The following is a 23,055-nucleotide window of genomic DNA, read 5'->3' on the forward strand; positions in this document are numbered from 1 at the left end:
GCGTCAAGGAACTATATGAAAAACTTGTTTTTTAGTTGTTGCTGAGTTTAGTCTTTTACTACGAGCATAGAAATAAGGAAGTGAGGTGGAATCATGAAAGCTATCGGTATGCAAACATTACAGACAGACCGTTTAATCTTGCGAAGATTTGTGGAAAGTGATGCAGAAGCCATGTTTCAGAATTGGGCTTCATCCGCTGAGAATCTGACCTACGTCACCTGGGCTCCCCATTCTGATGTCGAGGTGACTCGGAACTCGATTCGTAATTGGGTTGCCTCCTATACAAATCCCAACTATTACAAATGGGCCATTTGTCTCAAAGAAAACCCGGAGCAGGTGATAGGAGATATCAGCATCGTTGCAATAGATGAGAACGATTCTTCTTGTGAAATTGGCTATGTTTTAGGAAAAAACTATTGGGGTTGTGGTCTTATGACAGAGGCCTTAAAAGCTGTCTTGGATTTTTGTTTTACTCAAGTAGGCTTTCAAAAAGTCAAGGCACGTTATGCCAGTCTCAACCCAGCTTCAGGTCGTATCATGGAGAAAGCAGGGATGTCCTATTTAAAGACTATTACCAATGGTGTAGAGAGAAAAGGCTATCTTGCGGATCTTATTTATTATCAGATAAGTAGGGAAGAATGTTGAATTCTCTTTTCTGTTTCTATCGAGGTTAACTATTTATTGTAAATATAATAATTGGGATTCCAAGTTTATTTGCAACTTTAAAATAGCATGTTGATTAGTACAAGACAGATGTTCTAGTTCCTTCTTTAATCTTGTTTAGTATTAGTTAAAAAATCGCTTTGTAGTAACTTTTAGAAGGAGGATGTAATGGCAAAATCTAATACCAATAAGCGCTATGCATTACGTAAACTCGGAAAGATTTTTGGTTCTGTAATAATCGGGCTAACTTTATTTTTAGGAGGACTCCTGAATATAAGTTTTGTTCATGCTGATTGAACAGGAGTGACATTTATTAAAGACGATACCCGCCGTAAAGGAGAGGAACCGGAGACTGATATTGATGAAGTAGGAAATATTATTGTTAAAGTTCCTGCCAAGAGCAAGGTTGAAGAAGTTCTTGTTCCATTTGCTACTAAATATGAAGCAGACAATGACCTTTCTGCAGGACAGGAGCAAGAGATTACTCTAGGAAAGAATTGGAAAACAGTTACAACGATAACTTATGATGTAGATGGAAAGAGTGGACAAGTAACTGAGAGTACTTTAAGTCAAAAAGAAGACTCTCAAACAAGAGTTGTTAAAAAAGGAACCAAGCCCCAAGTTCTTGTCCAAGAAATTCCAATCGAAACAGAATATCTCGATGACCCAACTCTTGATAAAGGTCAAGAAATAGAAGAAGCAGGAGAAATTGGTGAAATTACGCTTACTACAATCTATACTGTAGATGAACGTGATGGAACAATTGAAGAAACTACTTCTCGTCAAATTACTAAAGAGATGGTAAAAAGACGTATAAGGAGAGGGACGAGAGAACCTGAAAAAGTTGTTGTTCCTGAGCAATCATCTATTCCTTCGTATCCTGTATCTATTACATCTAACCAAGGAACAAACGCAGCAGTAGAACCAGCTAAACCAGTTGCTCCAACAACAGGCTGGAAACAAGAAAATGGTATGTGGTATTTTTATAATACTGATGGTTCCATGGCAACAGGTTGGGTACAAGTGAATGGTTCATGGTACTACCTCAACTCTAACGGTTCCATGGCAACGGGTTGGGTACAAGTGAATGGTTCATGGTACTACCTCAACTCTAACGGTTCCATGGCAACGGGTTGGGTACAAGTGAATGGTTCATGGTACTACCTCAACTCTAATGGTTCCATGGCAACAGGTTGGCTACAACATAATGGTTCATGGTACTACCTCAACAGCAACGGTTCTATGAAAGCCAATCAATGGTTCCAAGTTGGTGGTAAATGGTATTATGTAAATGCATCGGGTGAGCTAGCGGTCAATACAAGTATAGATGGCTATAGAGTCAATGATAATGGTGAATGGGTGCTTTAACAGATTCCTCCCTGCGACACAATGGATAATAGTATGTCTGGATATATAATTATGTATAAAAAGCTATAGATAAGCTCATCTTATAGCGACTATAAAAAAGTGAACAAACCTAGTCTTCTGTACATTAGAATTCAGGTTTGTTCACTTTTTGTTTAATACTCAATGAAAATCAAAGAGCAAACTAGGAAACTAGCCGCAGGTTGCTCAAAGCCCTGCTTTGAGGTTGTAAATAGAACTGACGAAGTCAGCTCAAAACACTGTTTTGAGGTTGTGGATAGAACTGACGAAGTCAGTAACCCTACCTACGGCAAGGTGACGTTGACGTGGTTTGAAGAGATTTTCGAAGAGTATAAGTCTTTGATTTTGAGACTAAGGAGAGTCAGGGTCAAAGTAGTGAATGATTCTGAAACAACTCATAACAGTCTCTTGAGAGGACAGGTAAGAGTAACAAATATGGTGCTACTCATGTGTCTTGCATTTTGATTTACAAACAGCGAAGAAAATATAGGAAACTGAAATAAAATATAGATGAATCAATTTGGAGAGTCAACGCAATATATGGCAATATTTTCGAAGCTAGGGGGAAGCATTTTAATTTCAATGTACTAGGCGTCCTCTACAGCTAGCTAGAGTTTCAATTGTAGATGTTCTTTGAAATAATATCTTAGCGATTTATTGGTATTAGAAGATTTAGAGAAATTCTTTCTCAATAAATAAACATGGCATCGCCAAAACTAAAGAAGCGGTAGTGTTCTTGAATGGCATGGTGGTAGGCATCTAAGACTAATTCACGGCCTGCAAAGGCAGAAACCAGCATGACCAGAGTTGATTTTGGCAGGTGGAAGTTGGTTGAGAAGGCATCCACGACCTTCCACTCATACCCAGGTTTGATAAAGATATTGGTCCAGCCAGAATCTGCTTGGATTTGCCCCTCAAACTTGGAACCAATAGTCTCCAAGGTGCGGATAGAAGTGGTTCCGACAGCGATGACACGGCCTCCATTTTCCTTGACAGATCGAAGGGTGGCAGCAGCTTCCTCAGAAAGTTGGTAGAATTCTGAGTGCATTTCATGTTCGTCCAGATTGTCAACTGAAACAGGTCTAAAGGTTCCAAGCCCGACATGAAGAGTCAGATAGACTAGATGAACTCCCTTAGCTTGGATTTCTGCCAGCAGTTCTTTGGTGAAGTGAAGACCAGCAGTCGGTGCTGCAGCAGAGCCACTTTCTTTAGCGTAGACCGTTTGATAGCGTTCACGGTCATCCAATTTTTCATGGATATAAGGCGGTAGCGGCATTTCTCCCAGACTTTCCAAGACTTCTAGGAAAATTCCTTGGTATTCAAAGCGGACAATGCGGCCCCCGTGAGTCAATTCTTCCGTAACAACAGCGCTGAGACGGCCATCACCAAAGCTAACGCGAGTGCCGACCTTGAGGCGTTTGGCAGGTTTTGCCAGAACTTCCCACTCGTCTCCAGCAGTATTTTTGAGCAGGAGCAGTTCCACATGACCTCCAGTTTCTTCCTTTTGACCATAGAGGCGGGCGGGGAGAACGCGGGTGTCGTTCATGACAAGGGCATCACCAGGTTCTAGCATATCAATAATAGAGTGGAAGTGTTTATCCTGCATTTCTCCTGTCTCACGGTTGACGATGAGGAGTTTAGAGGCATCTCGTTTTTCAAGGGGCGTTTGGGCAATCAATTCCTCGGGTAAGTGGAAATCAAAATCAGCTGTATTCATATATCTGTTCATTCTTTCTAAGTTCTAATCTTATCCATTATAACATGTTTCAAGTTAGGACGCTCTTTTTTTAGAAATTAAATCGTTTTCACTTGACAAAAATTGGTCTATACCATATAATAAATATAGATAGAAATGGAGGATGAAAAGATGAAAGTTATCAAAGTTGAAAACCAAATCGAAGGTGGAAAAGTTGCTTTTGAGATTTTGAAGGAAAAATTGGCCAACGGCGCTCAAACCCTAGGACTTGCGACAGGAAGCAGTCCACTTGAATTTTACAAGGAAATTGTTGAAAGTGACCTTGATTTTTCAAATCTAACTAGTGTCAACCTTGATGAGTATGTAGGTCTTGATGGCGACAATCCTCAGTCTTACCGTCACTTCATGCAAGAAAACTTGTTCAACCAAAAACCATTTAAAGAAAGTTTCTTGCCTCGTGGGGTTAAGGACAATGCTGAAGCTGAAGTGGAACGTTACAACCAAATTTTGGCTGACCATCCAGTTGACCTGCAAATCTTGGGAATTGGTCGCAATGGACATATCGGATTTAATGAGCCTGGTACTCCATTTGACAGTCAAACGCATCTAGTAGAACTTGACCAGTCGACTATCGAAGCTAATGCTCGCTTCTTTGACAAGATTGAAGACGTTCCAACCCAAGCCATTTCAATGGGGATTAAAAACATTTTGGATGCCAAGTCAATCCTTCTCTTTGCTTACGGTGAGTCAAAAGCAGAAGCCATCGCTGGAACAGTGTCTGGCCCAGTTACTGAGTCTCTACCAGCAAGTAGCTTACAAAATCACCCTGATGTGACCATTATTGCGGATGCTGAAGCGCTCAGCTTACTTGAAAAATAAAAAGCAATGTTCTGTTGAACGCTTTCAACTCTTGTATAAATGTAAGAAAAAATCAAAATTAAACCGCATTTTTGCTTGACAATTATTCCTTTTACGTGTAGAATAAAATAGATATTGAACTTGAAGGGAGTGAAAAAAATGTCTAAAACAGTAGTACGTAAGAATGAATCTCTTGACGACGCACTTCGTCGTTTCAAACGTGCGGTTACTAAAGCTGGTACTCTTCAAGAAACACGCAAACGTGAATTCTATGAAAAACCTTCTGTAAAACGTAAACGTAAATCAGAAGCAGCTCGTAAACGTAAAAAATTCTAATTTGAAATGAAAGGCTGGAGAAATCTAGTCCTTTTTCTTTTAATACTCTTCGAAAATCTCTTCAAACCACGTCAACGTCGCCTTGCCGTAGATATGGTTACTGACTTCGTCAGTTTCATCTACAACCTCAAAGCAGTGCTTTGAGCTGACTTCGTCAGTTCTATCTGCAACCTCAAAGCAGTGCTTTGAGCAACCTGCGGCTAGTTTCCTAGTTTGCTCTTTGATTTTCATTGAGTATAAATAAATACTTCAAAGCCTGCAAAAATCTGAAACTTCCTCCCACAATTTGATATAATAGTAAAAAGAACTCGATTGAAGGAGGAAATGATGTCGGTTTTAGTAAAAGAAGTGATTGAAAAGCTTAGACTAGACATTGTCTATGGCGAACCAGAATTGCTTGAAAAGGAAATCAATACAGCGGATATTACGCGACCTGGTCTTGAAATGACAGGCTATTTTGACTACTATACGCCAGAGCGGATTCAACTTTTGGGGATGAAGGAGTGGTCTTATCTGATCAGCATGCCTTCCAACAGCCGTTATGAAGTTTTGAAAAAAATGTTTTTACCTGAGACACCTGCGGTCATTGTTGCCCGTGGTTTGGTGGTTCCAGAGGAGATGTTAAAGGCAGCCAGAGAATGTAAGATTGCCATTTTAACCAGCCGTACAGCTACTAGTCGTTTGTCTGGAGAGTTATCTAGTTATCTGGATTCTCGTTTGGCAGAACGTACCAGTGTGCACGGTGTCTTGATGGATATCTATGGGATGGGTGTCTTGATTCAGGGCGATAGTGGAATCGGTAAGAGTGAGACAGGTCTGGAACTTGTCAAACGTGGTCACCGCTTGGTAGCTGATGACCGGGTCGATATCTTTGCCAAGGACGAGATTACTCTTTGGGGTGAACCGGCTGAAATCTTGAGACACCTGATTGAAATTCGTGGGGTTGGGATTATCGATGTTATGAGCCTCTACGGTGCGAGTGCCGTCAAGGATTCTTCACAGGTTCAACTTGCTGTCTATTTGGAAAACTATGATACACATAAGACTTTTGATCGTCTTGGAAACAATGCAGAGGAACTTGAAATTTCTGGCGTATCTATTCCTCGTATCCGCATCCCAGTTAAAACAGGTCGTAATATCTCTGTCGTGATTGAGGCTGCTGCCATGAATTATCGTGCCAAGGAAATGGGCTTTGATGCGACGCGTTTGTTCGAAGAACGCTTGACAAATCTTATTGCTCAAAACGAGGTGCCTAATGCTTGATCCAATTGCTATTCATCTAGGTCCTCTAGCCATTCGTTGGTATGCCTTGTGTATTGTGACAGGTTTGATTCTTGCGGTTTATTTGACCATGAAAGAAGCGCCTAGAAAGAAGATCATACCAGACGATATTTTAGATTTTATCTTGATAGCCTTTCCCTTGGCTATTTTAGGAGCTCGTCTCTACTATGTCATTTTCCGTTTTGATTACTATAGTCAGAATGTAGGAGAGATTTTTGCCATTTGGAATGGTGGTTTGGCCATTTATGGTGGTTTGATAACTGGGGCTCTTGTGCTTTACATCTTTGCTGATCGTAAACTCATTAACACTTGGGATTTTCTAGATATTGCGGCGCCTAGCGTCATGATTGCCCAAAGTTTGGGTCGCTGGGGCAATTTCTTTAACCAAGAAGCTTATGGTGCAGCGGTGGATAATTTGGATTATCTACCTGCCTTTATCCGTGACCAGATGTATATTGAGGGGAGCTACCGTCAACCGACCTTCCTTTATGAGTCTCTATGGAATCTACTTGGATTTGCCTTGATTTTGATATTCAGACGAAAATGGAAGAGTCTCAGACGAGGTCATATCACGGCCTTTTACTTGATTTGGTATGGTTTCGGTCGTATGGTCATCGAAGGCATGCGAACAGATAGTCTCATGTTCTTTGGACTTCGAGTGTCTCAATGGCTATCAGTTGTTCTTATCGGTATTGGTATTTTTATCATTCTATATCAAAATCGAAAGAAGGCCCCTTACTATGTTACAGAGGAGGAAAACTAAATGTTAGAAGTTGCATATATTCTTGTAGCCCTTGCTTTGATTGTATTTTTAGTCTATCTAATCATTACTGTGCAAAAGCTTGGACGTGTTATCGATGAAACAGAAAAGACGATTAAAACCTTGACTTCAGATGTGGATGTGACCTTGCATCACACCAATGAATTGCTGGCTAAGGTCAATGTCTTGGCAGATGATATCAATGTCAAGGTGGCAACGATTGATCCACTCTTTAGTGCTGTTGCAGATTTATCTCTATCTGTTTCAGACCTCAATGACCATGCGCGTGTCTTGAGCAAGAAAGCTTCATCAGCTGGTTCAAAAACACTCAAGACTGGGGCAAGTTTGTCAGCTCTTCGTCTTGCAAGTAAATTTTTAAAAAAATAAAAAAGGAGAATCCTTATGGGTAAACTATCCTCAATCCTTTTAGGAACCGTTTCAGGTGCAGCTCTTGCCTTGTTTTTAACAAGCGACAAGGGCAAACGAGTTTGCAGTCAGGCTCAAGATTTTCTGGATGATTTGAGAGAAGATCCAGAGTATGCCAAGGAGCAGGTCTGTGAAAAACTGACAGAAGTTAAGGAGCAGGCTACAGATTTTGTTCTGAAAACCAAAGAACAGGTTGAGTCAGGTGAAATCACTGTGGACAGTGTACTTGCTCAAGCTAAATCCTATGCTTTTCAAGCGACAGAAGCATCAAAAAATCAATTCAATAATCTTAAGGAGCAATGGCAAGAAAAGGCCGAAATTCTTGATGAATCAGAAGAGATTGTGATTGATATCAAAGAAGAAAAAATCTAGATTTGACAGAGAGGGAAACCTCTCTTTTTTTATAAAATACAATATATTGATGTTTCGTAAACGATTAAATATTTTGCTAAATATTTTTAAATTTATTTGATAAAACAAACCGATTTATAGTTGTTTAAATATGTTGAAAATGGTATAATTAGCTGTGATAGCTGTGATAGCTGTGATAGCTGTGATAGCTGTGATAGCTGTGATAGCTGTGATAGCTGTGATAGCTGTGATAGCTGTGATAGCTGTGATAGCTGTGATAGCTGTGATAGCTGTGATAGCTGTGATAGCTGTGATAGCTGTGATAGCTGTGATAGCTGTGATGTTTAAATATATCATCATGGTTAATTTTTGTAGATATACTCTATTAGGAGTTTAGCTATAAGAATTGCTTTTTATTTTATATTTTTTTTATTTAAGGAGAAGCCATGGGAAAGAAATCGGATTCAATAAATAGAGTAGAGCGTCACCAACGTGAAAAGGTTTTACGCTTTTCTATTCGTAAATATAGCTTTGGTGCTGCTTCAGTAGCTGTTGCGGCATTGATGTTTTTGTCTGGGCATCAGGCTGTTCGAGTTGAGGCGGCTCAAGTTTCAGATACGACTGAAGCACCGGTTATCCCAGATAAAGAAGATGCTCATACTGCTACAATAGTAGATTTGCCTAAAACAGAAGATTCTCTAACTACAGATAAAGAAGAAAAATCACTAACCACTGCTGAGAATCCAGCTGAGACTTTATCTGAGAAACTACCTGAAACTTCAACTGAGAATGCATCTGAAAACGAGACTACTGCCCTTGATAAAGAGGTAGTTGAAAAACAAACATTAGATAAGACTAAATTACAAGCTAATATTACAAAAGTTCAAGAACTCTTGGATAAAGTCAACAAGGAAAAAGCTCCAGCTTCGACCCTTGCTGCAATCCAGGCAGATTTAGAAACAGCTAATAGTGTGCTTAATAACAATAGTCTTGGGTTAACACAAGCTGAAGTAGATGCGGCAGCTAAAACGCTTAGCGATAAATTGTTTATATTATCTTCAATGCCTAAGATTGGCACTCCTGAAAAAGTAGTAAAAGAAGGCAAAAATACGATTGCTAATACTGGATCTCGTGATTCACGTAATGGCGAAACCATGGAAGAAGGATCTGATCTTCGCTCAGCACCTATTGATAAAAATACCAAACGTGGTGAGTTAGGAATCGTTGTAGCCAACTCTGGATTTATTACAGGATATGCAACGCCATCTTCAACAATTGAGATTAAAAGAAATGGCACAACTGTATTGACTTCTACACTAGACGATACTGGAGCTTTTAAATTAAATGCTCCAGGTATTGAAGTTGGAGATGTTGTTGAATTAGTGGTTAATGGACAGACTGTTACTACTACTACAGTAAAACAAACAGATACAGTAGCGTTTAACGACAGTTTAGCTGGTATTGCTCAAGTTGATGGATATACAGCGGCAGAAGCTGATGTTGAGGTAACTGTTGGCGGAAAAACATATACGACTAGATCACAATCAAATGGATACTTCACAGTCAATGTTGATACGAAATTGATGGTAAAAGATGCAGTTGTTACAACTGTCGTTAAAAAGAATGGGAAAAAAGTAGGTTCTGGAACAAGTACAGTACGTGACACGAAAGTAACAGACTTTGGTGTTGGTTGGATTAAAAATCCAATGATTAACTATTCAGAGCGTGATGTGTACTCGCCAGATACGAAACAATATGCCTTTGTAAGTAAAGGGACTGCTGATAAAGCCTACGATAATATTCGTGTGTATCGTGAAGAGCGTATCGAAAAAGATGGAAATAAATATTACTATTGGATATTAGATTCAGGTCCAGCAGCAAATGCTCAGGCAGGATTGTCTAAGAAAGTTTCACTTACGATTCCTCGTAGTGTAGGAGATCCGTATGACTTTACGTATACAAAATATGCTGATGGGGTTCAGTACTCTCATAATGAATATGCCAATGCAACAGCTTGGGAGCATGAAAACTCTAATTATCGTGCTTATGTAAAAAATGGAGAACGTCGTTCAGGAGCTTCTTACACAGAAAATTTAGGTTCTTGGATGGATTATGCTAATCCAGATAATAACTGGTGGAGAAATATTTATCGTGACTCTAGACAAGATGGTACCGATCGTAATCCAGATGCAGCTTCTCGTGTAAAAGATATGTACGGTATTACAACGGGTGGTCTGATTTACAACCTTGGTAGAGGTGTTATTGAAGACAAACTGAACGTAAAAAAAGGTCAACGTACAATTATCACTTTTAAAACAAAAATTCTTGAGGGGGATGAGTTAGATCAAAGCATTATGTCGGATTGGGGTAATAAAGATAAAAACAATCCGATGCTTGCTGATATTAAAAAACGTTTAGCAAACGATCCATACTTAGCATATGGTGGATATACAGACCTTGGTTATGTTCGATACAGAAATGGTCAAAATGCCATTATCGGTACCTTACCACTGAAACCTGAAGAAGCAGAAAGATATAATATTAAACCAAGAGCTAAGGAACAAAGTACTAAAGTAGGCGTTATTCCAGATGCTTACAATAGTATTGCGAATCCAAATGAATTACCTGCGGGTACCACATATCGTTGGTTTAAAGATCCAGATGTATCAAGACCTACAGCACCAAATGCACCTGTGTATGGTAAAGTGGAAGTCATTATTCCAGAACGTGGAACATCTATTGTTGATGCACCTATTCATGTTACAGAGGATAAGGCAAAAACACCAGAAGCTCCATCAGCAACAGCAAAAGAAGATGGATCTGTAACAGCTAAACCGCAAGATTCAACGAAAGTAGATAAAATTAAAGTTAGCTACACAGGAGAAGATGGTTCTAATAAGACGGCTGAAGGAAATAAAGGTGGAAATGGAACGTGGACTGTTACGGGTAATCCAGACGTTCAAATCGATGCAAGTACTGGTGAAATCACAATCCCAGCTGATAAAGTCAAAGATAATACAGAAGTAACAGCAGTTACAACAAATGGAAACAGTGATGAATCAGCTCCAGCCAAAGCAACTGCAAAAGCACCAAAACCTGAAAAACCAATCTTAACTGCACCAAATAACGGTAATGTAACAGCAAAACCACAAGATCCAGCCAAAGCAGATAAAATTACGGTTACTTATAAAGACGAAGAAGGCTCAAAAGTAACAGTAGTAGGAAATAAAGGAAATGATGGAACATGGACTGTTGAGAATAATCCAGGTGTAACTATTGATTCTAACACTGGTGAAATCACAATTCCAGCTGATAAAGTAAAAGACAATACAGAAGTAACAGCCATCACAAAAAATGGGAATAGTGTTGACTCAGACCCAGCCAAAGCAGTTGCAAGATTTCCAAAACCTGAAAAACCAACAGTAGTAGCAAAAGAGGATGGATCTGTAACAGCCAAACCACAAGATCCTGAAAAAGCAGATAAAATCACGGTTACTTACACAGGAGAAGATGGTTTACCGAAAAAAGTAGTAGGAACAAAAGATCCATTTAACCAATGGACTTCAGATGATCCAGAAATCAAAATCAATGCAGACACAGGTGAAATCACAATCCCTGCTGAAAAAGTAAAAAATGAAACAGATGTAACAGCTATCACAAAAAATGGAACGAGTGATGATTCAGAACCGGCAACAGCCAAAGCAAAAACACCAGATAATGAGCCACCTATTTTAACTCTAACACCTAGTACTGTAACTGTAGTAGAAGGCGAAACAGTAACATTTAGAGTAAAAGCAACAGATGATAAAAATGTTACTTTTGCTGCGACTGATTTTCTTAAAAAATATTTTTCACGATATAATTCTGGTAAAACTGGAACAGTATCGTCTAAATATTTAAAGCAAACGGAAACAGAAAAAGAAATCGAGATTACAATTAATACGACAGCAGAAGATGTTGGTAAACAAAATACAATTATATTTGACGCAACAGATGATTCAGGAAATAAAGCTACACCGGTGATTTTCTCATTTGTTGTAACGCCACGCGACAAAATTGCACCAACTATTTCAGCGGATGGAGCAACAGTTACAAATCGAGAACCAATTACGCCAATTCCAGTAACAGCTAAAGATAACGATGGCGGAGTTGGTCTGCGTAAGGATACTCCAATTGAAGTAATAGGATTGCCAGATGGATTAAGATTCGAAGGTGATCAAATTGTAGGAACTCCAACTGGAACACCTGGAACTGCAAAAGTCACGATTACAGCTTATGATAAAAATGATAATAAGGCTGAGAAAACAATTGAAATTGTAGTCAAAGGGCAAAATGACAAGTATAATCCAGTAGGAATAAATCGAACAGTTCCTAAAAATTCAACACCTGATGCAGCAGACAGTATTGGGAATAAACAAGATCTCCCACAAGGAACAAAATATACTTGGTTAACTCCACCAGATACGAGTCAAGGCGGGCAAACAGTTTCTGCAGTTGTTGTGGTAGAATATCCAGACAAAACAACAGATAACGTTAGTGTGAATATTAGTGTACCTACGAATTTAACAGCAGAAGTTACGAAACCAAATGAAGTTTTGGAGAAACGTGCAGTTGAATCCAAAAAAGTTGTCACACCAAATAAAGAGGGTTCAACGATTGCAATACCATCTGATGTGAATGGTTTAACCGTTAATGGAGAAGGTAAATTAACAGGAATACCAAAAGTAGAAAATTGGGGCAAAGACGAAGAAAAACGTGCTATCACTATTCCGGTTAAAGTTACGAATGGCAACGAAGAAATCACTGTAAATGTACCAGTTACAATACTACGAGACACAGATGAAGATGGAAAACCAGACACTACAGATCCAGATGATGATAATGATGGTATTCCAGATACAGAAGAAAAGAGAAATAGAACAGATCCGAAGGTTTTCGACAAACCAGATAATCCAACATCATACGGTTTAACAGGAACAGTGAAACCATCTACCGTTACTGAGAATGCACAAGTGACTGAACCAGGAGTTGTCACACCAAATAAGGCAGGTTCAACAATTGAAACACCAGCTTCTGTAAATGGATTAACAGTTGGTAATGATGGAAGTTTAACAGGAAGACCAACAGTAAACAAATGGGGTGAAGGTGAAGAAGAACGTGATATTACTATCCCAGTAAAAGTTAAGAACGGTAATGAAGAAGCTAACGTAATTGTACCAGTCACAATTCAACGTGATACAGATGGAGATGGAACACCAGATGTGACAGATACAGATGATGATAACGATGGCATTTCAGATGAAGATGAAAAGAGAAATGGAACAGATCCAAAAGTAGCAAATGGTCTGACAGGAATCGTTACAGCTCCAGCTAAAGTGAAAGAAAAAACTCCAGTACCGACACCATTACCAAAAGTTGTAACACCGAATAAAAAGGATGCAACAATTGAGCCATCAGAACCAGTAAAGGGACTGAAAGTGAATGGAAATGGTGAATTAGAAGGAACACCAACTGTGAATGACTGGGTTGGCGGAGAAGAAGAACGTAATATCACAATCCCTGTTAAAATTACAAGAGAAAAAGATGGAAATCCAAAAGAGGAAGTTACTGTACATGTGCCAATCACAATTCAGCGAGACACAGATGGAGACGGAATACCTGATGTAGACGATTTGGATGATGATAACGATGGAATTTCAGATGACGATGAAAAGAAAAATGGAACAGATTCAAAAACTGCAGACGGTCTAGCTGTGAAAGTTACAAAACCGAATGTAGTGATGGAGAAAAAAGAAGTCACTCCAAAAGAAGTTGTCACACCAAATAAAAAAGGCGCAACAATTACAACTACTACGCCAGACAATTCAGGAAAAGTGAACGGTCTGACAGTTAATGAAGAAGGTAAATTAACAGGTACACCAACAGTTGACAATTGGGGCGATGATGAAGAAAAAACTATCAACATTCCGGTTAAAGTTACAAAAGATGTTGAAAAAGTAACGGCAAATGGTAAAGAAACTGTTACGGAAACTGTTAATGTTGATGTTCCAGTCACAATCCAACGTGATACAGATGGAGATGGAACACCAGACGTTTTAGATACAGATGATGATAATGATGGAATTCCAGATGATGTAGAAAAGAGTAATCATACAAATCCAAAAGTTCCTGATAATCTGACAGCAATAGTTGCGAAACCTGAAAAAGTTAAAGAGAACAAACCAGTTACTCCAACAACCGTCGTAACACCAAATATGCCAAATTCGACGATTACGATAGATAATCCAGATGGATCGGTGAATGGCTTAAAAGTCAACAATGAAGGGAAGCTAGAAGGAACACCAACAGTAAATAATTGGAAAAAAGATGAGGAAGAACGTAATATCTTAATCCCAGTTAAAATTACGAATGGTGGAAAAGAAACTGTTGTAAAAGTTCCAGTTACAATCCAACGTGATACAGATGGCGATGGAATCCCAGATGTTGAGGATCCAGATGACGATAACGATGGAATTCCAGACACTGTAGAGGAGAAAAACGGAACAGATCCAAAAGCTGTAAATGACTTAGACGTAGTAGTTACAAATCCAGACAAAGTCAAGGAGAAAACTTCAGTTACTCCAACAAAAGTTGTCACACCAAATAAAGAAGGTTCAACAATTGTAACAAATCCAACAGATGGAACAGGACAAGTGAACGGTCTAAAAGTCAATGATAAAGGTGAACTAGAAGGAACTCCAACAGTAAATAATTGGGGTAAAGAGGAAGAAGAACGTACTATCGATATTCCTGTTAAAGTTACTAAAGTTGTAGAAAAATTCACAGAAAATGGTAAAGAAGAAGTAAGGGAAGAAAAAGACGTAACAGTTCGAGTAACAATCCAACGTGATACAGACGGAGATGGAGAGCCAGATGTTATAGATAAAGATGATGATAACGATGGAATTCCAGATGAAGTTGAAAAAGCAAATGGAACAGATCCAAAAAATGCAGACAATCTAACTGCAAAAGTGTCAGATCCAGTTAAAGTTACAGAAAAGACACCAGTTCCTTCAACATTACCGAAAGTTGTCACACCGAATAAAGACGGTTCAACAATTACAACAGAAAACCCAGTCAATGGATTAAGTGTTGATAATGATGGTAAATTAACAGGAAGACCAAGCGTAACGGATTGGGGTAGTGATGAAGAACGTAAAGTCAACATTCCAGTTAAAGTGAAGAATGGGAATGAAGAAATACGTGTAGAAGTTCCAGTTATTATTCAACGTGATACAGATGGAGATGGCGATCCAGATGTGACAGATAAAGATGATGATAATGATGGAATTCCAGATGAGGAAGAAAAGAAAAATGGAACAGATCCAAAAGTTGCTACGACACAAACTCCTAAGATAGGAATTACTCGTAAGGACAATGGTGATGTAGTAGTAACACCAACTAAACCAGACGGAACACTTTACCCTGAAGATACGAAGGTAGAAATTCCAGGTGAAAATGGAACAACAATAGTAGTAACGATAGGTAAAGGAGGTTTTGGAGAAGTACCAAATGATAAACTTCCAAAAGGTGAAGTACCAGGCCAGGGTGTCGTAACAGAACCAAACAAAGAACCATCAAAACCAGTAGATGTAACAACACCAGCGCGTAAGACACCAACGGTAGAGTTGACTCAAAACCCAAGCACTGGAGATGTCACAGTAACACCGAAGAAAATAGATGGCTCAAACTATCCTACAGGAACTACTGTAACAATCCCAGGCAAAGATGGAAAAACGATTGATGTAGTAATCGGTGAAAATGGTTCAGGTACAGTTGCAAATGGTGATTTACCAGAAAGAGATGTACCAGGAACAGCTATCATTACAGAACCAAATCAAAAACCATCACAACCAGTGGATATTACAACACCAGCTAAAAAGGTACCAACATTACAATTAGATCAAGATCCAAAAACTGGAGATGTCACAGTAACACCGAAAAAACCAGATGGAACAACATATCCATCAGGAACTAAGGTAGAAATTCCAGGGAAAGATGGAAATCCAATCACTGTAACAATTGGAAAAGATGGTACAGGAAAAGTTCCTAATAATGATTTACCAGAAACAGATACTCCAGGAACAGGTAAGATTAAAGAAGATGGTAAACCAGAGGTAGATGTTAAGGTAGAAACACCGAAAAGAATCAATCCAAATCATCCAGCGACGGAACAACCAACTTCAATCGACATCACAAGAAAACCAAATGGAGATGCGATTGTTACACCTAAGAAACCGGATGGAATACCATATCCACCAGGAACAACTGTGAAAATTCCAGGAGAAAATGGAACACCTATTGTTGTGACAATCGGAAAAGATGGTTTTGGATTAGTTCCGAATGACAAACTTCCAAAAGATGAAGTGCCAGGAAAAGGAACAGTAACAGAGCCAGGAGCTAGACCATCACAACCAGTGGATGTGATAACGCCTGCTCGTAAGCCGTCAACTATACGTTTGGATCAAGATCCAAAAACTGGAGATGTAACAGTGATTCCTATGAAACCAGATGGCTCAACATATCCACCAGGAACTAAGGTAGAAATCCCAGGTAAGAATGGCACACCAATTGTCGTAATAATTGGACAAGACGGAAAAGGTACAATACCAAACAGTGAATTACCAGACGGTAAAGTTCCAGGAACAGGTAAGATTACAGAACCAGGAAAACCAGCTGTGGAAGTTCCGAATGTAACAACACCGAAGAAATTAGATCCAAATGCACCTCAAACAGAACAACCAGGTAAAATTGAAATTACAAGAAAACCAAATGGGGACGCTGTAGTAACACCGAAGAAACCAGATGGTTCAACATACCCACCGGGAACAACGGTAGTGATTCCAGGTGATAATAATACTCCAATCGAAGTTACTATCGGAGATAATGGATCAGGTGAAGTTCCAAATGATAAGTTACCTAAAGGTGAATTACCAGGAAAAGGAACAGTAACAGAACCGAATAAGAGACCATCACAACCAGTTGATGTAACTACGCCAGCCCGTAAGACACCAACAGTTGAGTTGGAACAAGATCCTAAGACAGGGGATGTTACAGTAACACCGAAGAAACCAGATGGCTCAACATATCCACCAGGAACTAAGGTAGAAATCCCAGGTAAGAATGGCACACCAATTGTCGTAATAATTGGACAAGACGGAAAAGGTACAATACCAAACAGTGAATTACCAGACGGTAAAGTTCCAGGAACAGGTAAGATTACAGAACCAGGAAAACCAGCTGTGGAAGTTCCGAATGTAACAACACCGAAGAAATTAGATCCAAATGCACCTCAAACAGAACAACCAGGTAAAATTGAAATTACAAGAAAACCAAATGGGGACGCTGTAGTAACACCGAAGAAACCAGATGGTTCAACATACCCACCGGGAACAACGGTAGTGATTCCAGGTGATAATAATACTCCAATCGAAGTTACTATCGGAGATAATGGATCAGGTGAAGTTCCAAATGATAAGTTACCTAAAGGTGAATTATCAGGAAAAGGAACAGTAACAGAACCGAATAAGAGACCATCACAACCAGTTGATGTAACTACGCCAGCCCGTAAGACACCAACAGTTGAGTTGGAACAAGATCCTAAGACAGGTGACGTTACAATAACACCTAAGAAACCAGATGGCTCAACATATCCACCAGGAACTAAGGTAGAAATTCCAGGTAAGAATGGAAACACCATCACTGTAATAATTGGAGAAGATGGCAAAGGTAAAGTACCAAACGGTGAATTACCAGAAGGTAAAGTACCAGGAACAGCTAAGATTACAGAACCAGGAAAACCAGCTGTGGAAGTTCCGAATGTAACAACACCAGGTAAAGTCACACCAGCAACACCAACAGATACCAATCCAGTTGCGCCAGTGACACCTGATGCGCCAGTCCCACCTGCTACTAATGGAAATTCTGGTCAAGATGCACCTGCACCAACAACTCCGATTCCAGATGCAGTTACTCCGAATGCAGATCAGGTAGATACTAAGACTACTGTTGATAATGGAGCTAAGTCAAATGATTCTCAAAATGTATTGCCAAATACAGGAACAGAATCAAATGCGACTCTTGCATCTCTAGGACTTCTTGGTATGCTAGGTGGTCTCGGACTTGCTCTTGGAAAGAAAAAAGAAGACTAAAAATTTAGTCAGATGAACATTCATTCTGTTGGATTTTATGACAAACTAGATTGGTTCTAGGAATCGGGTTCGTCATAAAATACAAAGAATGTTTAGATAAAGAAAGCGAACAATGCTAGGATTTTGCTAAAGGGAATTCTAAGTATTGTTCGCTTTTTGTGGTATAATAATTACTATGCAGAAAAAACCAACGTCAGCCTATGTGCACATCCCGTTTTGTACCCAGATTTGTTATTATTGTGATTTTTCAAAAGTTTTTATCAAGAATCAGCCAGTCGACAGCTATTTAGAGCATCTGTTAGAAGAGTTTCGTTCTTATGATATTCAAAAGTTGCGGACCCTCTACATTGGTGGTGGGACACCAACAGCCCTGTCAGCTCCGCAACTGGAGGTGTTATTGAAGGGCTTGACTAAAAACTTGGACTTGTCTGCCTTGGAAGAGTTGACCATTGAGGCCAATCCGGGAGATTTGGACGCGGATAAGATAGCTGTGTTGAAGAACTCGGCTGTCAATCGTGTTTCGCTAGGTGTGCAGACCTTTGATGACAAGATGCTGAAAAAGATTGGGCGCAGTCATTTGGAGAAGGATATTTATGAAAATATTGACCGCCTGAAACTGGCTGGCTTTGACAATATCTCTATCGACTTGATTTATGCACTGCCTGGTCAGACCATGGAGCAGGTCAAGGAAAATGTGGCTAAGGCCATTGAACTGGATATTCCCCATATGAGTTTGTATAGCTTGATTTTAGAAAACCATACGGTCTTTATGAACCGCATGCGACGAGGGAAGTTGCCTTTACCTAAGGAGGAACTGGAAGCTGAGATGTTTGAGTACATCATTGCAGAGCTGGAGCGAGCTGGTTTTGAGCATTATGAGATTTCCAATTTCTCAAAGCCTGGTTTTGAAAGTCGCCACAATCTCATGTACTGGGATAATGCTGAATACTATGGCATCGGTGCTGGGGCATCTGGTTATGTTAATGGAGTGCGCTATAAAAATCATGGTCCTATTCGTCATTATCTCAGTGCAGTTGAGGAAGGCAATGCTCGGATCACAGAAGAACACCTGAGCCAAAAAGAGCAAATGGAAGAAGAAATGTTCCTGGGACTCCGCAAGAAATCAGGAGTCTCCATGGCGCGATTTGAGGAAAAATTTGGACGGTCTTTTGATGGACTTTATGGAGAAATTGTCAGAGACTTGGTTCAACAAGGTCTCATGCAAATAGACGGTGATCGCGTGCGCATGACAAAGAGAGGTCTCTTTTTAGGAGACACCGTAGCAGAACGATTTATTTTGGAGTAGGATGATGGGCTTAACTTATCAAATGAACATGAAAATTCCTTTTGATATGGCGGATATGAACGGTCATATCAAGCTTCCAGATGTGATTTTGCTGTCTCTGCAAGTTTCAGGGATGCAGTCTATTGAACTAGGAGTTAGTGATAAGGCTATTTTAGAAGAGCATAATCTGGTCTGGATTATCACAGAATACGATATTGAGGTGGTTCGTTTGCCTCGTTTTGCAGAAGAAATCACTATTGAAACGGAAGCTTTGAGCTACAATCGGCTCTTTTGCTACCGTCGCTTTACTATTTATGATGAAGAGGGACGGGAACTTATCCACATGATGGCGACCTTTGTTCTCATGGACCGAGATAGTCGAAAAGTCCATTCTGTCGAACCTGAGATTGTGGCTCCGTATCAGTCTGATTTTGATAAAAAACTTATCCGCGGCCCAAAGTATGAGTCCTTGGAAGAGCCAGCCAGCAAGGATTACCATGTTCGTTTTTACGATTTGGATATGAATGGTCATGTCAATAATAGTAAATACCTGGATTGGATTTTTGAGGTTCTGGGAGCGGATTTTTTAACCCAGTATATTCCCAAGAAAATCAACCTCAAGTATGTCAAGGAAGTTCGACCAGGTGGGGTGATTACATCGGCTGTTGAGCGGTCTGGACTGGAAAGCAAGCATGAGATTACAAGCGACGGGGCTACCAATGCCCAAGCAATCATCACTTGGCAAGAAATGAAGAAGGATTAGGGAGAAATAGATGAAATACAAAGGCTATTTAATTGATTTAGACGGAACCATTTATAAGGGGAAAGACAGAATCCCAGCAGGAGAGGCTTTTGTCCATGAATTGCAAAAGCGAGACATCCCCTATCTCTTTGTGACCAACAATACAACCCGCACTCCAGAGAGTGTTCAGGAGATGTTGGCTCAGAATTTTAATATCGATACGCCCCTATCGACTGTCTACACAGCGACTTTGGCAACCATCGACTATATGAATGACTTGGGTCTTGAAAAGACCGTCTATGTCATCGGAGAAGCAGGGCTCAAGGAAGCCATCAAGGCGGCTGGTTATGTGGAAGATAAGGAAAATCCTGCCTATGTAGTAGTAGGTCTGGACTGGCAAGTTGATTATGAAAAATTTGCGACAGCAACTCTTGCCATTCAAAAGGGTGCTCACTTTATCGGAACCAATCCTGACCTCAACATCCCGACAGAACGCGGTCTTTTGCCTGGTGCTGGTTCACTGATAACTCTGCTTGAAGTGGCAACACGAGTGAAGCCTGTTTATATCGGGAAACCAAATGCTATCATTATGGACAAGGCGGTTGAGCACTTAGGTTTGGAACGTGAAGAGTTAATCATGGTTGGGGACAATTATCTGACTGATATTCGAGCAGGGATTGACAATGGCATTCCAACGCTCTTGGTGACGACAGGTTTTACCAAGGCAGAAGAAGTAGCAGACCTGCCAATCGCACCGACTCATGTGGTTTCTAGCCTTGCGGAGTGGGATTTTGATGAAAACTAAACTGACCTTTTGGAGCTCTATGCTCTTTCTCCTCTCCCTCTCAATCCTTTTGACCATTTATTTGGCTTGGATTGTTTATCCGCTGGAAATTCAGTGGCTAAACTTAACGAATCGAGTTTATCTAAAACCAGAAACCATTCAGTACAACTTTCATATCTTGATGAATTATCTGACCAATCCTTTTAGTCAGGTCTTGCAGATGCCTGATTTTCGTTCGTCAGCAGCTGGTCTGCACCACTTTGCGGTGGTCAAGAACCTCTTTCACTTTGTTCAACTAGTAGCCCTAGTGACACTGCCAAGTTTCTATTTCTTTGTCAAAGGGATTGTGAAAAAGGGCTTCTTGTCTCTATTTAGTAAAGGGCTTCTGGCCCTAGTAGTCTTGCCTTTGTTGATTGGTCTTGGGGGAGTTTTGATTGGTTTTGACCAATTCTTTACTCTGTTCCATCAAATTCTCTTTGTGGGAGATGATACCTGGCTTTTTGATCCAGCCAAGGATTCTGTTATACTGATTTTGCCAGAGACCTTTTTCCTTCATGCCTTCCTCCTCTTTTTTGCCCTATATGAAAGCTTCTTTGGCTATCTTTATCTGAAAAGTCGTAGGAAGTGAACTGAAAGATGTTCTTATTTCACATGTATAAATTAGGTATATGATTCTAAACTATTGTTAATACTCAATGAAAATCAAAGAGCAAACTAGGAAACTAGCCGCAGGATGTACTTGAGTACGGCAAGGCGACGTTGACGCAGTTTGAATAGTATAAGAGTGAATTAAGCAAATCCAATTGTGTCAATCGTTCGCAAACAGTCTATTTTTCTTGAAAAAATGGTAAATTCCCAAACTAAGTTCTACTGCTAATCCAAGTGGAAGTTAGTCTGATAAAAATCGTAAAAACCAGTGAGAATCCGTGTCAGGGTAAGTTCCACTGGTTTTACTCATGCTTGATTTCATCGCTTTTGTAACCAAAATGAATCGAAAAAAAGAGCGCACAAAATCCCCTCATCTGAAAGCGTTTCAGATTAAGTTCCGCTATGGTGGAAGTTAGTGTAAGACGTTTGAATGGGGTTGAAGATTAGTTTTTAGAACTTATGTTGGAGTAATGTAGAAGACTGACATCCGTCTTCTGCAGGTATTTTAGAAATGCCGAGAAGCTTAGGAATCTCTTCTCCGTAAGTAAAGGCAAAGAGTTCATAGGCTGACTTTCCATTCAAAGCAGCGCGTTTGACACTGTTGACATGAGAGCAGACGAGATTGATATCCTCTTGAGTTAAGTTGTCAAAAGAAGTTCCTTTAGGTAGAATGTCGCGAATCAGCGTGTGATTTTTCTCAATTCTCCCTTTCTGGTCAGAGCGATTAGGGTCACAAAAGAAGAGTTTACTCTCTCCTCGCACATCCATTTCGATATCATCGACCCTGGCAAACTCTCCACCATTATCTGTCAGGATGACAGGGAAGAGTTGGAAGAAATCTTTGTCAGCTTGGTGAAGAGTGTTCTTGATGTCATAGAGGTGTTTGGTAACCTCAAGAGCAGTTTTATTATCCAGCAGTCTAGCGAAGATAAAGTTACAGAAAGATAGATTGAAGGTGAGTAGGACTTTCCCTCCCATTCTGCCCATAACGGTATCCATTTCCAGCCAAGAGTTCAGTTGCTTAAGAGCCAAATAATTTAGGAAATCCTCATAGGAACGCCCTTTTTTGTCTTCTTTAGGGATGGAAGGTAGATTATTTTTCCGTCTTTCTTTGAATTTAACGGCTCTGACTAGGTCAATAGGAGCGATAGATAGGTATCCTTTTCGGATGTGTCGATAGACGGTTGAGGAGCTGACATCAAGATTGTGAGTTTTGAGGATATGATAGATGTGTTGTCCTTTTTTAACACCCTCAGAAATGACTTTGTCCATGTCCCAGAAGGTCTTGGAATTGAGGGGAGTTCCTTCACGAGATTCAACAAGAGTTTGTTCGTACTGCTTTTGAGCTTGCTTAGCGAGGTAGAAGATCTTCTTATAGCCACAATTCTGTCTTCTTTTAGGGCAGCCGTTACAGACAAAGGGAGTTTTGTCAAGTAGAGGGCAAGGAAGGTTATGGCATGTAGACTCTCGGACTCGTCTGTTTCGTTTGACTTCTTTGGAGACAGTGGTCGGGTCTTTTAGAATGGACTGTCCGATAGCTTTGAAGGTTTCACCGCGCTCTAAGCCTAGTTGGATATCGTTACGGTCTGAAAGGGTAAGATGTTTATGTTTTGTCATAGTGAGCCTCATTTCTAACTCAAACGTCTCAC

The 23,055-nt window shown here is 39.9% G+C and carries 18 protein-coding genes and 1 pseudogene; 15 read left to right on the forward strand and 4 right to left on the reverse strand.

Annotated elements, in window-relative coordinates; all coding sequences use genetic code 11:
• Positions 1 to 93 precede the first annotated feature (93 nt).
• The 4 genes and pseudogenes from ACLV7Q_RS04055 to ACLV7Q_RS04070 all read left to right on the forward strand — a co-directional run bounded on the left by ACLV7Q_RS04055 (position 94) and on the right by ACLV7Q_RS04070 (position 2,514).
• Entirely contained in the window at positions 94 to 645 is a 552-nt protein-coding gene (locus ACLV7Q_RS04055; protein WP_218757992.1) for a GNAT family N-acetyltransferase, read from the forward strand.
• Positions 646 to 831: 186 nt separating this feature from the next.
• Positions 832 to 960, forward strand: coding sequence for a hypothetical protein (locus ACLV7Q_RS04060; RefSeq protein ID WP_283240351.1), 129 nt, complete (start codon positions 832 to 834; stop codon positions 958 to 960).
• 84 nt (positions 961 to 1,044) lie between these two features.
• Positions 1,045 to 2,031: pseudogene (locus tag ACLV7Q_RS04065) on the forward strand (G5 domain-containing protein); the annotation flags it as partial.
• Between the two features lie 162 nt (positions 2,032 to 2,193).
• Entirely contained in the window at positions 2,194 to 2,514 is a 321-nt protein-coding gene (locus tag ACLV7Q_RS04070; RefSeq protein ID WP_218758095.1) for a hypothetical protein, read from the forward strand.
• A gap of 223 nt (positions 2,515 to 2,737) precedes the next feature.
• Here the strand turns inward: ACLV7Q_RS04070 and queA are convergent, their stop codons facing one another.
• Positions 2,738 to 3,766 (reverse strand): tRNA preQ1(34) S-adenosylmethionine ribosyltransferase-isomerase QueA, encoded by a 1,029-nt coding sequence (gene queA / locus ACLV7Q_RS04075; RefSeq protein WP_218758096.1) that lies wholly within the window; start codon positions 3,764 to 3,766, stop codon positions 2,738 to 2,740.
• A 150-nt stretch (positions 3,767 to 3,916) separates the two neighbouring features.
• Between queA and ACLV7Q_RS04080 the strand changes: the two genes are divergently transcribed.
• On the forward strand, positions 3,917 to 4,624 hold the full coding sequence (locus ACLV7Q_RS04080) for a glucosamine-6-phosphate deaminase (RefSeq protein ID WP_050389898.1): 708 nt from the start codon (positions 3,917 to 3,919) through the stop codon (positions 4,622 to 4,624).
• A gap of 138 nt (positions 4,625 to 4,762) precedes the next feature.
• Positions 4,763 to 4,939, forward strand: a complete 177-nt coding sequence (rpsU, locus tag ACLV7Q_RS04085; protein ID WP_000048054.1) for a 30S ribosomal protein S21 — start codon at positions 4,763 to 4,765, stop codon at positions 4,937 to 4,939.
• A 39-nt stretch (positions 4,940 to 4,978) separates the two neighbouring features.
• Here rpsU and ACLV7Q_RS04090 read toward each other — a convergent pair whose 3' ends face one another.
• The gene (locus ACLV7Q_RS04090; protein WP_225904769.1) at positions 4,979 to 5,170 is read right to left on the reverse strand and encodes a hypothetical protein; all 192 of its coding nucleotides are present in this window, start codon (positions 5,168 to 5,170) and stop codon (positions 4,979 to 4,981) included.
• 96 nt (positions 5,171 to 5,266) lie between these two features.
• On the opposite strand from ACLV7Q_RS04090, the gene hprK reads away from it, so the two are divergent.
• Genes hprK through ACLV7Q_RS04110 form a run of 4 tightly spaced genes read left to right on the forward strand, consistent with a single transcriptional unit; the run spans position 5,267 to position 7,778 of the window.
• Complete coding sequence (gene hprK, locus ACLV7Q_RS04095; protein ID WP_000115148.1) at positions 5,267 to 6,202, forward strand: HPr(Ser) kinase/phosphatase; 936 nt, start codon at positions 5,267 to 5,269, stop codon at positions 6,200 to 6,202.
• Positions 6,195 to 6,983, forward strand: coding sequence for a prolipoprotein diacylglyceryl transferase (gene lgt / locus ACLV7Q_RS04100; protein WP_218758097.1), 789 nt, complete (start codon positions 6,195 to 6,197; stop codon positions 6,981 to 6,983). Before hprK ends, lgt begins: the two co-directional genes overlap by 8 nt.
• Positions 6,984 to 7,367 (forward strand): DUF948 domain-containing protein, encoded by a 384-nt coding sequence (locus ACLV7Q_RS04105; RefSeq protein WP_050242113.1) that lies wholly within the window; start codon positions 6,984 to 6,986, stop codon positions 7,365 to 7,367.
• Between the two features lie 15 nt (positions 7,368 to 7,382).
• The gene (locus ACLV7Q_RS04110; RefSeq protein WP_057487629.1) at positions 7,383 to 7,778 is read left to right on the forward strand and encodes a YtxH domain-containing protein; all 396 of its coding nucleotides are present in this window, start codon (positions 7,383 to 7,385) and stop codon (positions 7,776 to 7,778) included.
• A 114-nt stretch (positions 7,779 to 7,892) separates the two neighbouring features.
• On the opposite strand, the gene ACLV7Q_RS04115 is transcribed toward ACLV7Q_RS04110, so the two are convergent.
• Entirely contained in the window at positions 7,893 to 8,117 is a 225-nt protein-coding gene (locus tag ACLV7Q_RS04115) for a hypothetical protein (protein WP_411865989.1), read from the reverse strand.
• Positions 8,118 to 8,203: 86 nt separating this feature from the next.
• Between ACLV7Q_RS04115 and ACLV7Q_RS04120 the strand changes: the two genes are divergently transcribed.
• The 5 genes from ACLV7Q_RS04120 (at position 8,204) to ACLV7Q_RS04140 (ending at position 21,386) form a co-directional block, all read left to right on the forward strand.
• Positions 8,204 to 17,947 (forward strand): Rib/alpha-like domain-containing protein, encoded by a 9,744-nt coding sequence (locus ACLV7Q_RS04120; RefSeq protein ID WP_411865990.1) that lies wholly within the window; start codon positions 8,204 to 8,206, stop codon positions 17,945 to 17,947.
• Between the two features lie 175 nt (positions 17,948 to 18,122).
• Positions 18,123 to 19,253 (forward strand): radical SAM family heme chaperone HemW, encoded by a 1,131-nt coding sequence (gene hemW / locus ACLV7Q_RS04125; RefSeq protein ID WP_218758105.1) that lies wholly within the window; start codon positions 18,123 to 18,125, stop codon positions 19,251 to 19,253.
• Between the two features lie 4 nt (positions 19,254 to 19,257).
• Complete coding sequence (locus ACLV7Q_RS04130) at positions 19,258 to 19,995, forward strand: acyl-ACP thioesterase domain-containing protein (RefSeq protein WP_218758106.1); 738 nt, start codon at positions 19,258 to 19,260, stop codon at positions 19,993 to 19,995.
• 10 nt (positions 19,996 to 20,005) lie between these two features.
• Complete coding sequence (locus ACLV7Q_RS04135; RefSeq protein WP_033681602.1) at positions 20,006 to 20,779, forward strand: TIGR01457 family HAD-type hydrolase; 774 nt, start codon at positions 20,006 to 20,008, stop codon at positions 20,777 to 20,779.
• Positions 20,769 to 21,386: a TIGR01906 family membrane protein gene (locus ACLV7Q_RS04140; RefSeq protein WP_218758107.1), complete on the forward strand. Its 618-nt coding sequence runs from the start codon at positions 20,769 to 20,771 to the stop codon at positions 21,384 to 21,386. The genes ACLV7Q_RS04135 and ACLV7Q_RS04140 overlap by 11 nt, the downstream gene beginning before the upstream one ends.
• A gap of 470 nt (positions 21,387 to 21,856) precedes the next feature.
• Here ACLV7Q_RS04140 and ACLV7Q_RS04145 read toward each other — a convergent pair whose 3' ends face one another.
• Positions 21,857 to 23,023: an IS30 family transposase gene (locus tag ACLV7Q_RS04145; RefSeq protein ID WP_411865991.1), complete on the reverse strand. Its 1,167-nt coding sequence runs from the start codon at positions 23,021 to 23,023 to the stop codon at positions 21,857 to 21,859.
• Positions 23,024 to 23,055: the final 32 nt, after the last annotated feature.

Source organism: Streptococcus mitis (assembly GCF_965111725.1).
Classification (GTDB): Bacteria; Bacillota; Bacilli; order Lactobacillales; family Streptococcaceae; genus Streptococcus; species Streptococcus mitis_DV.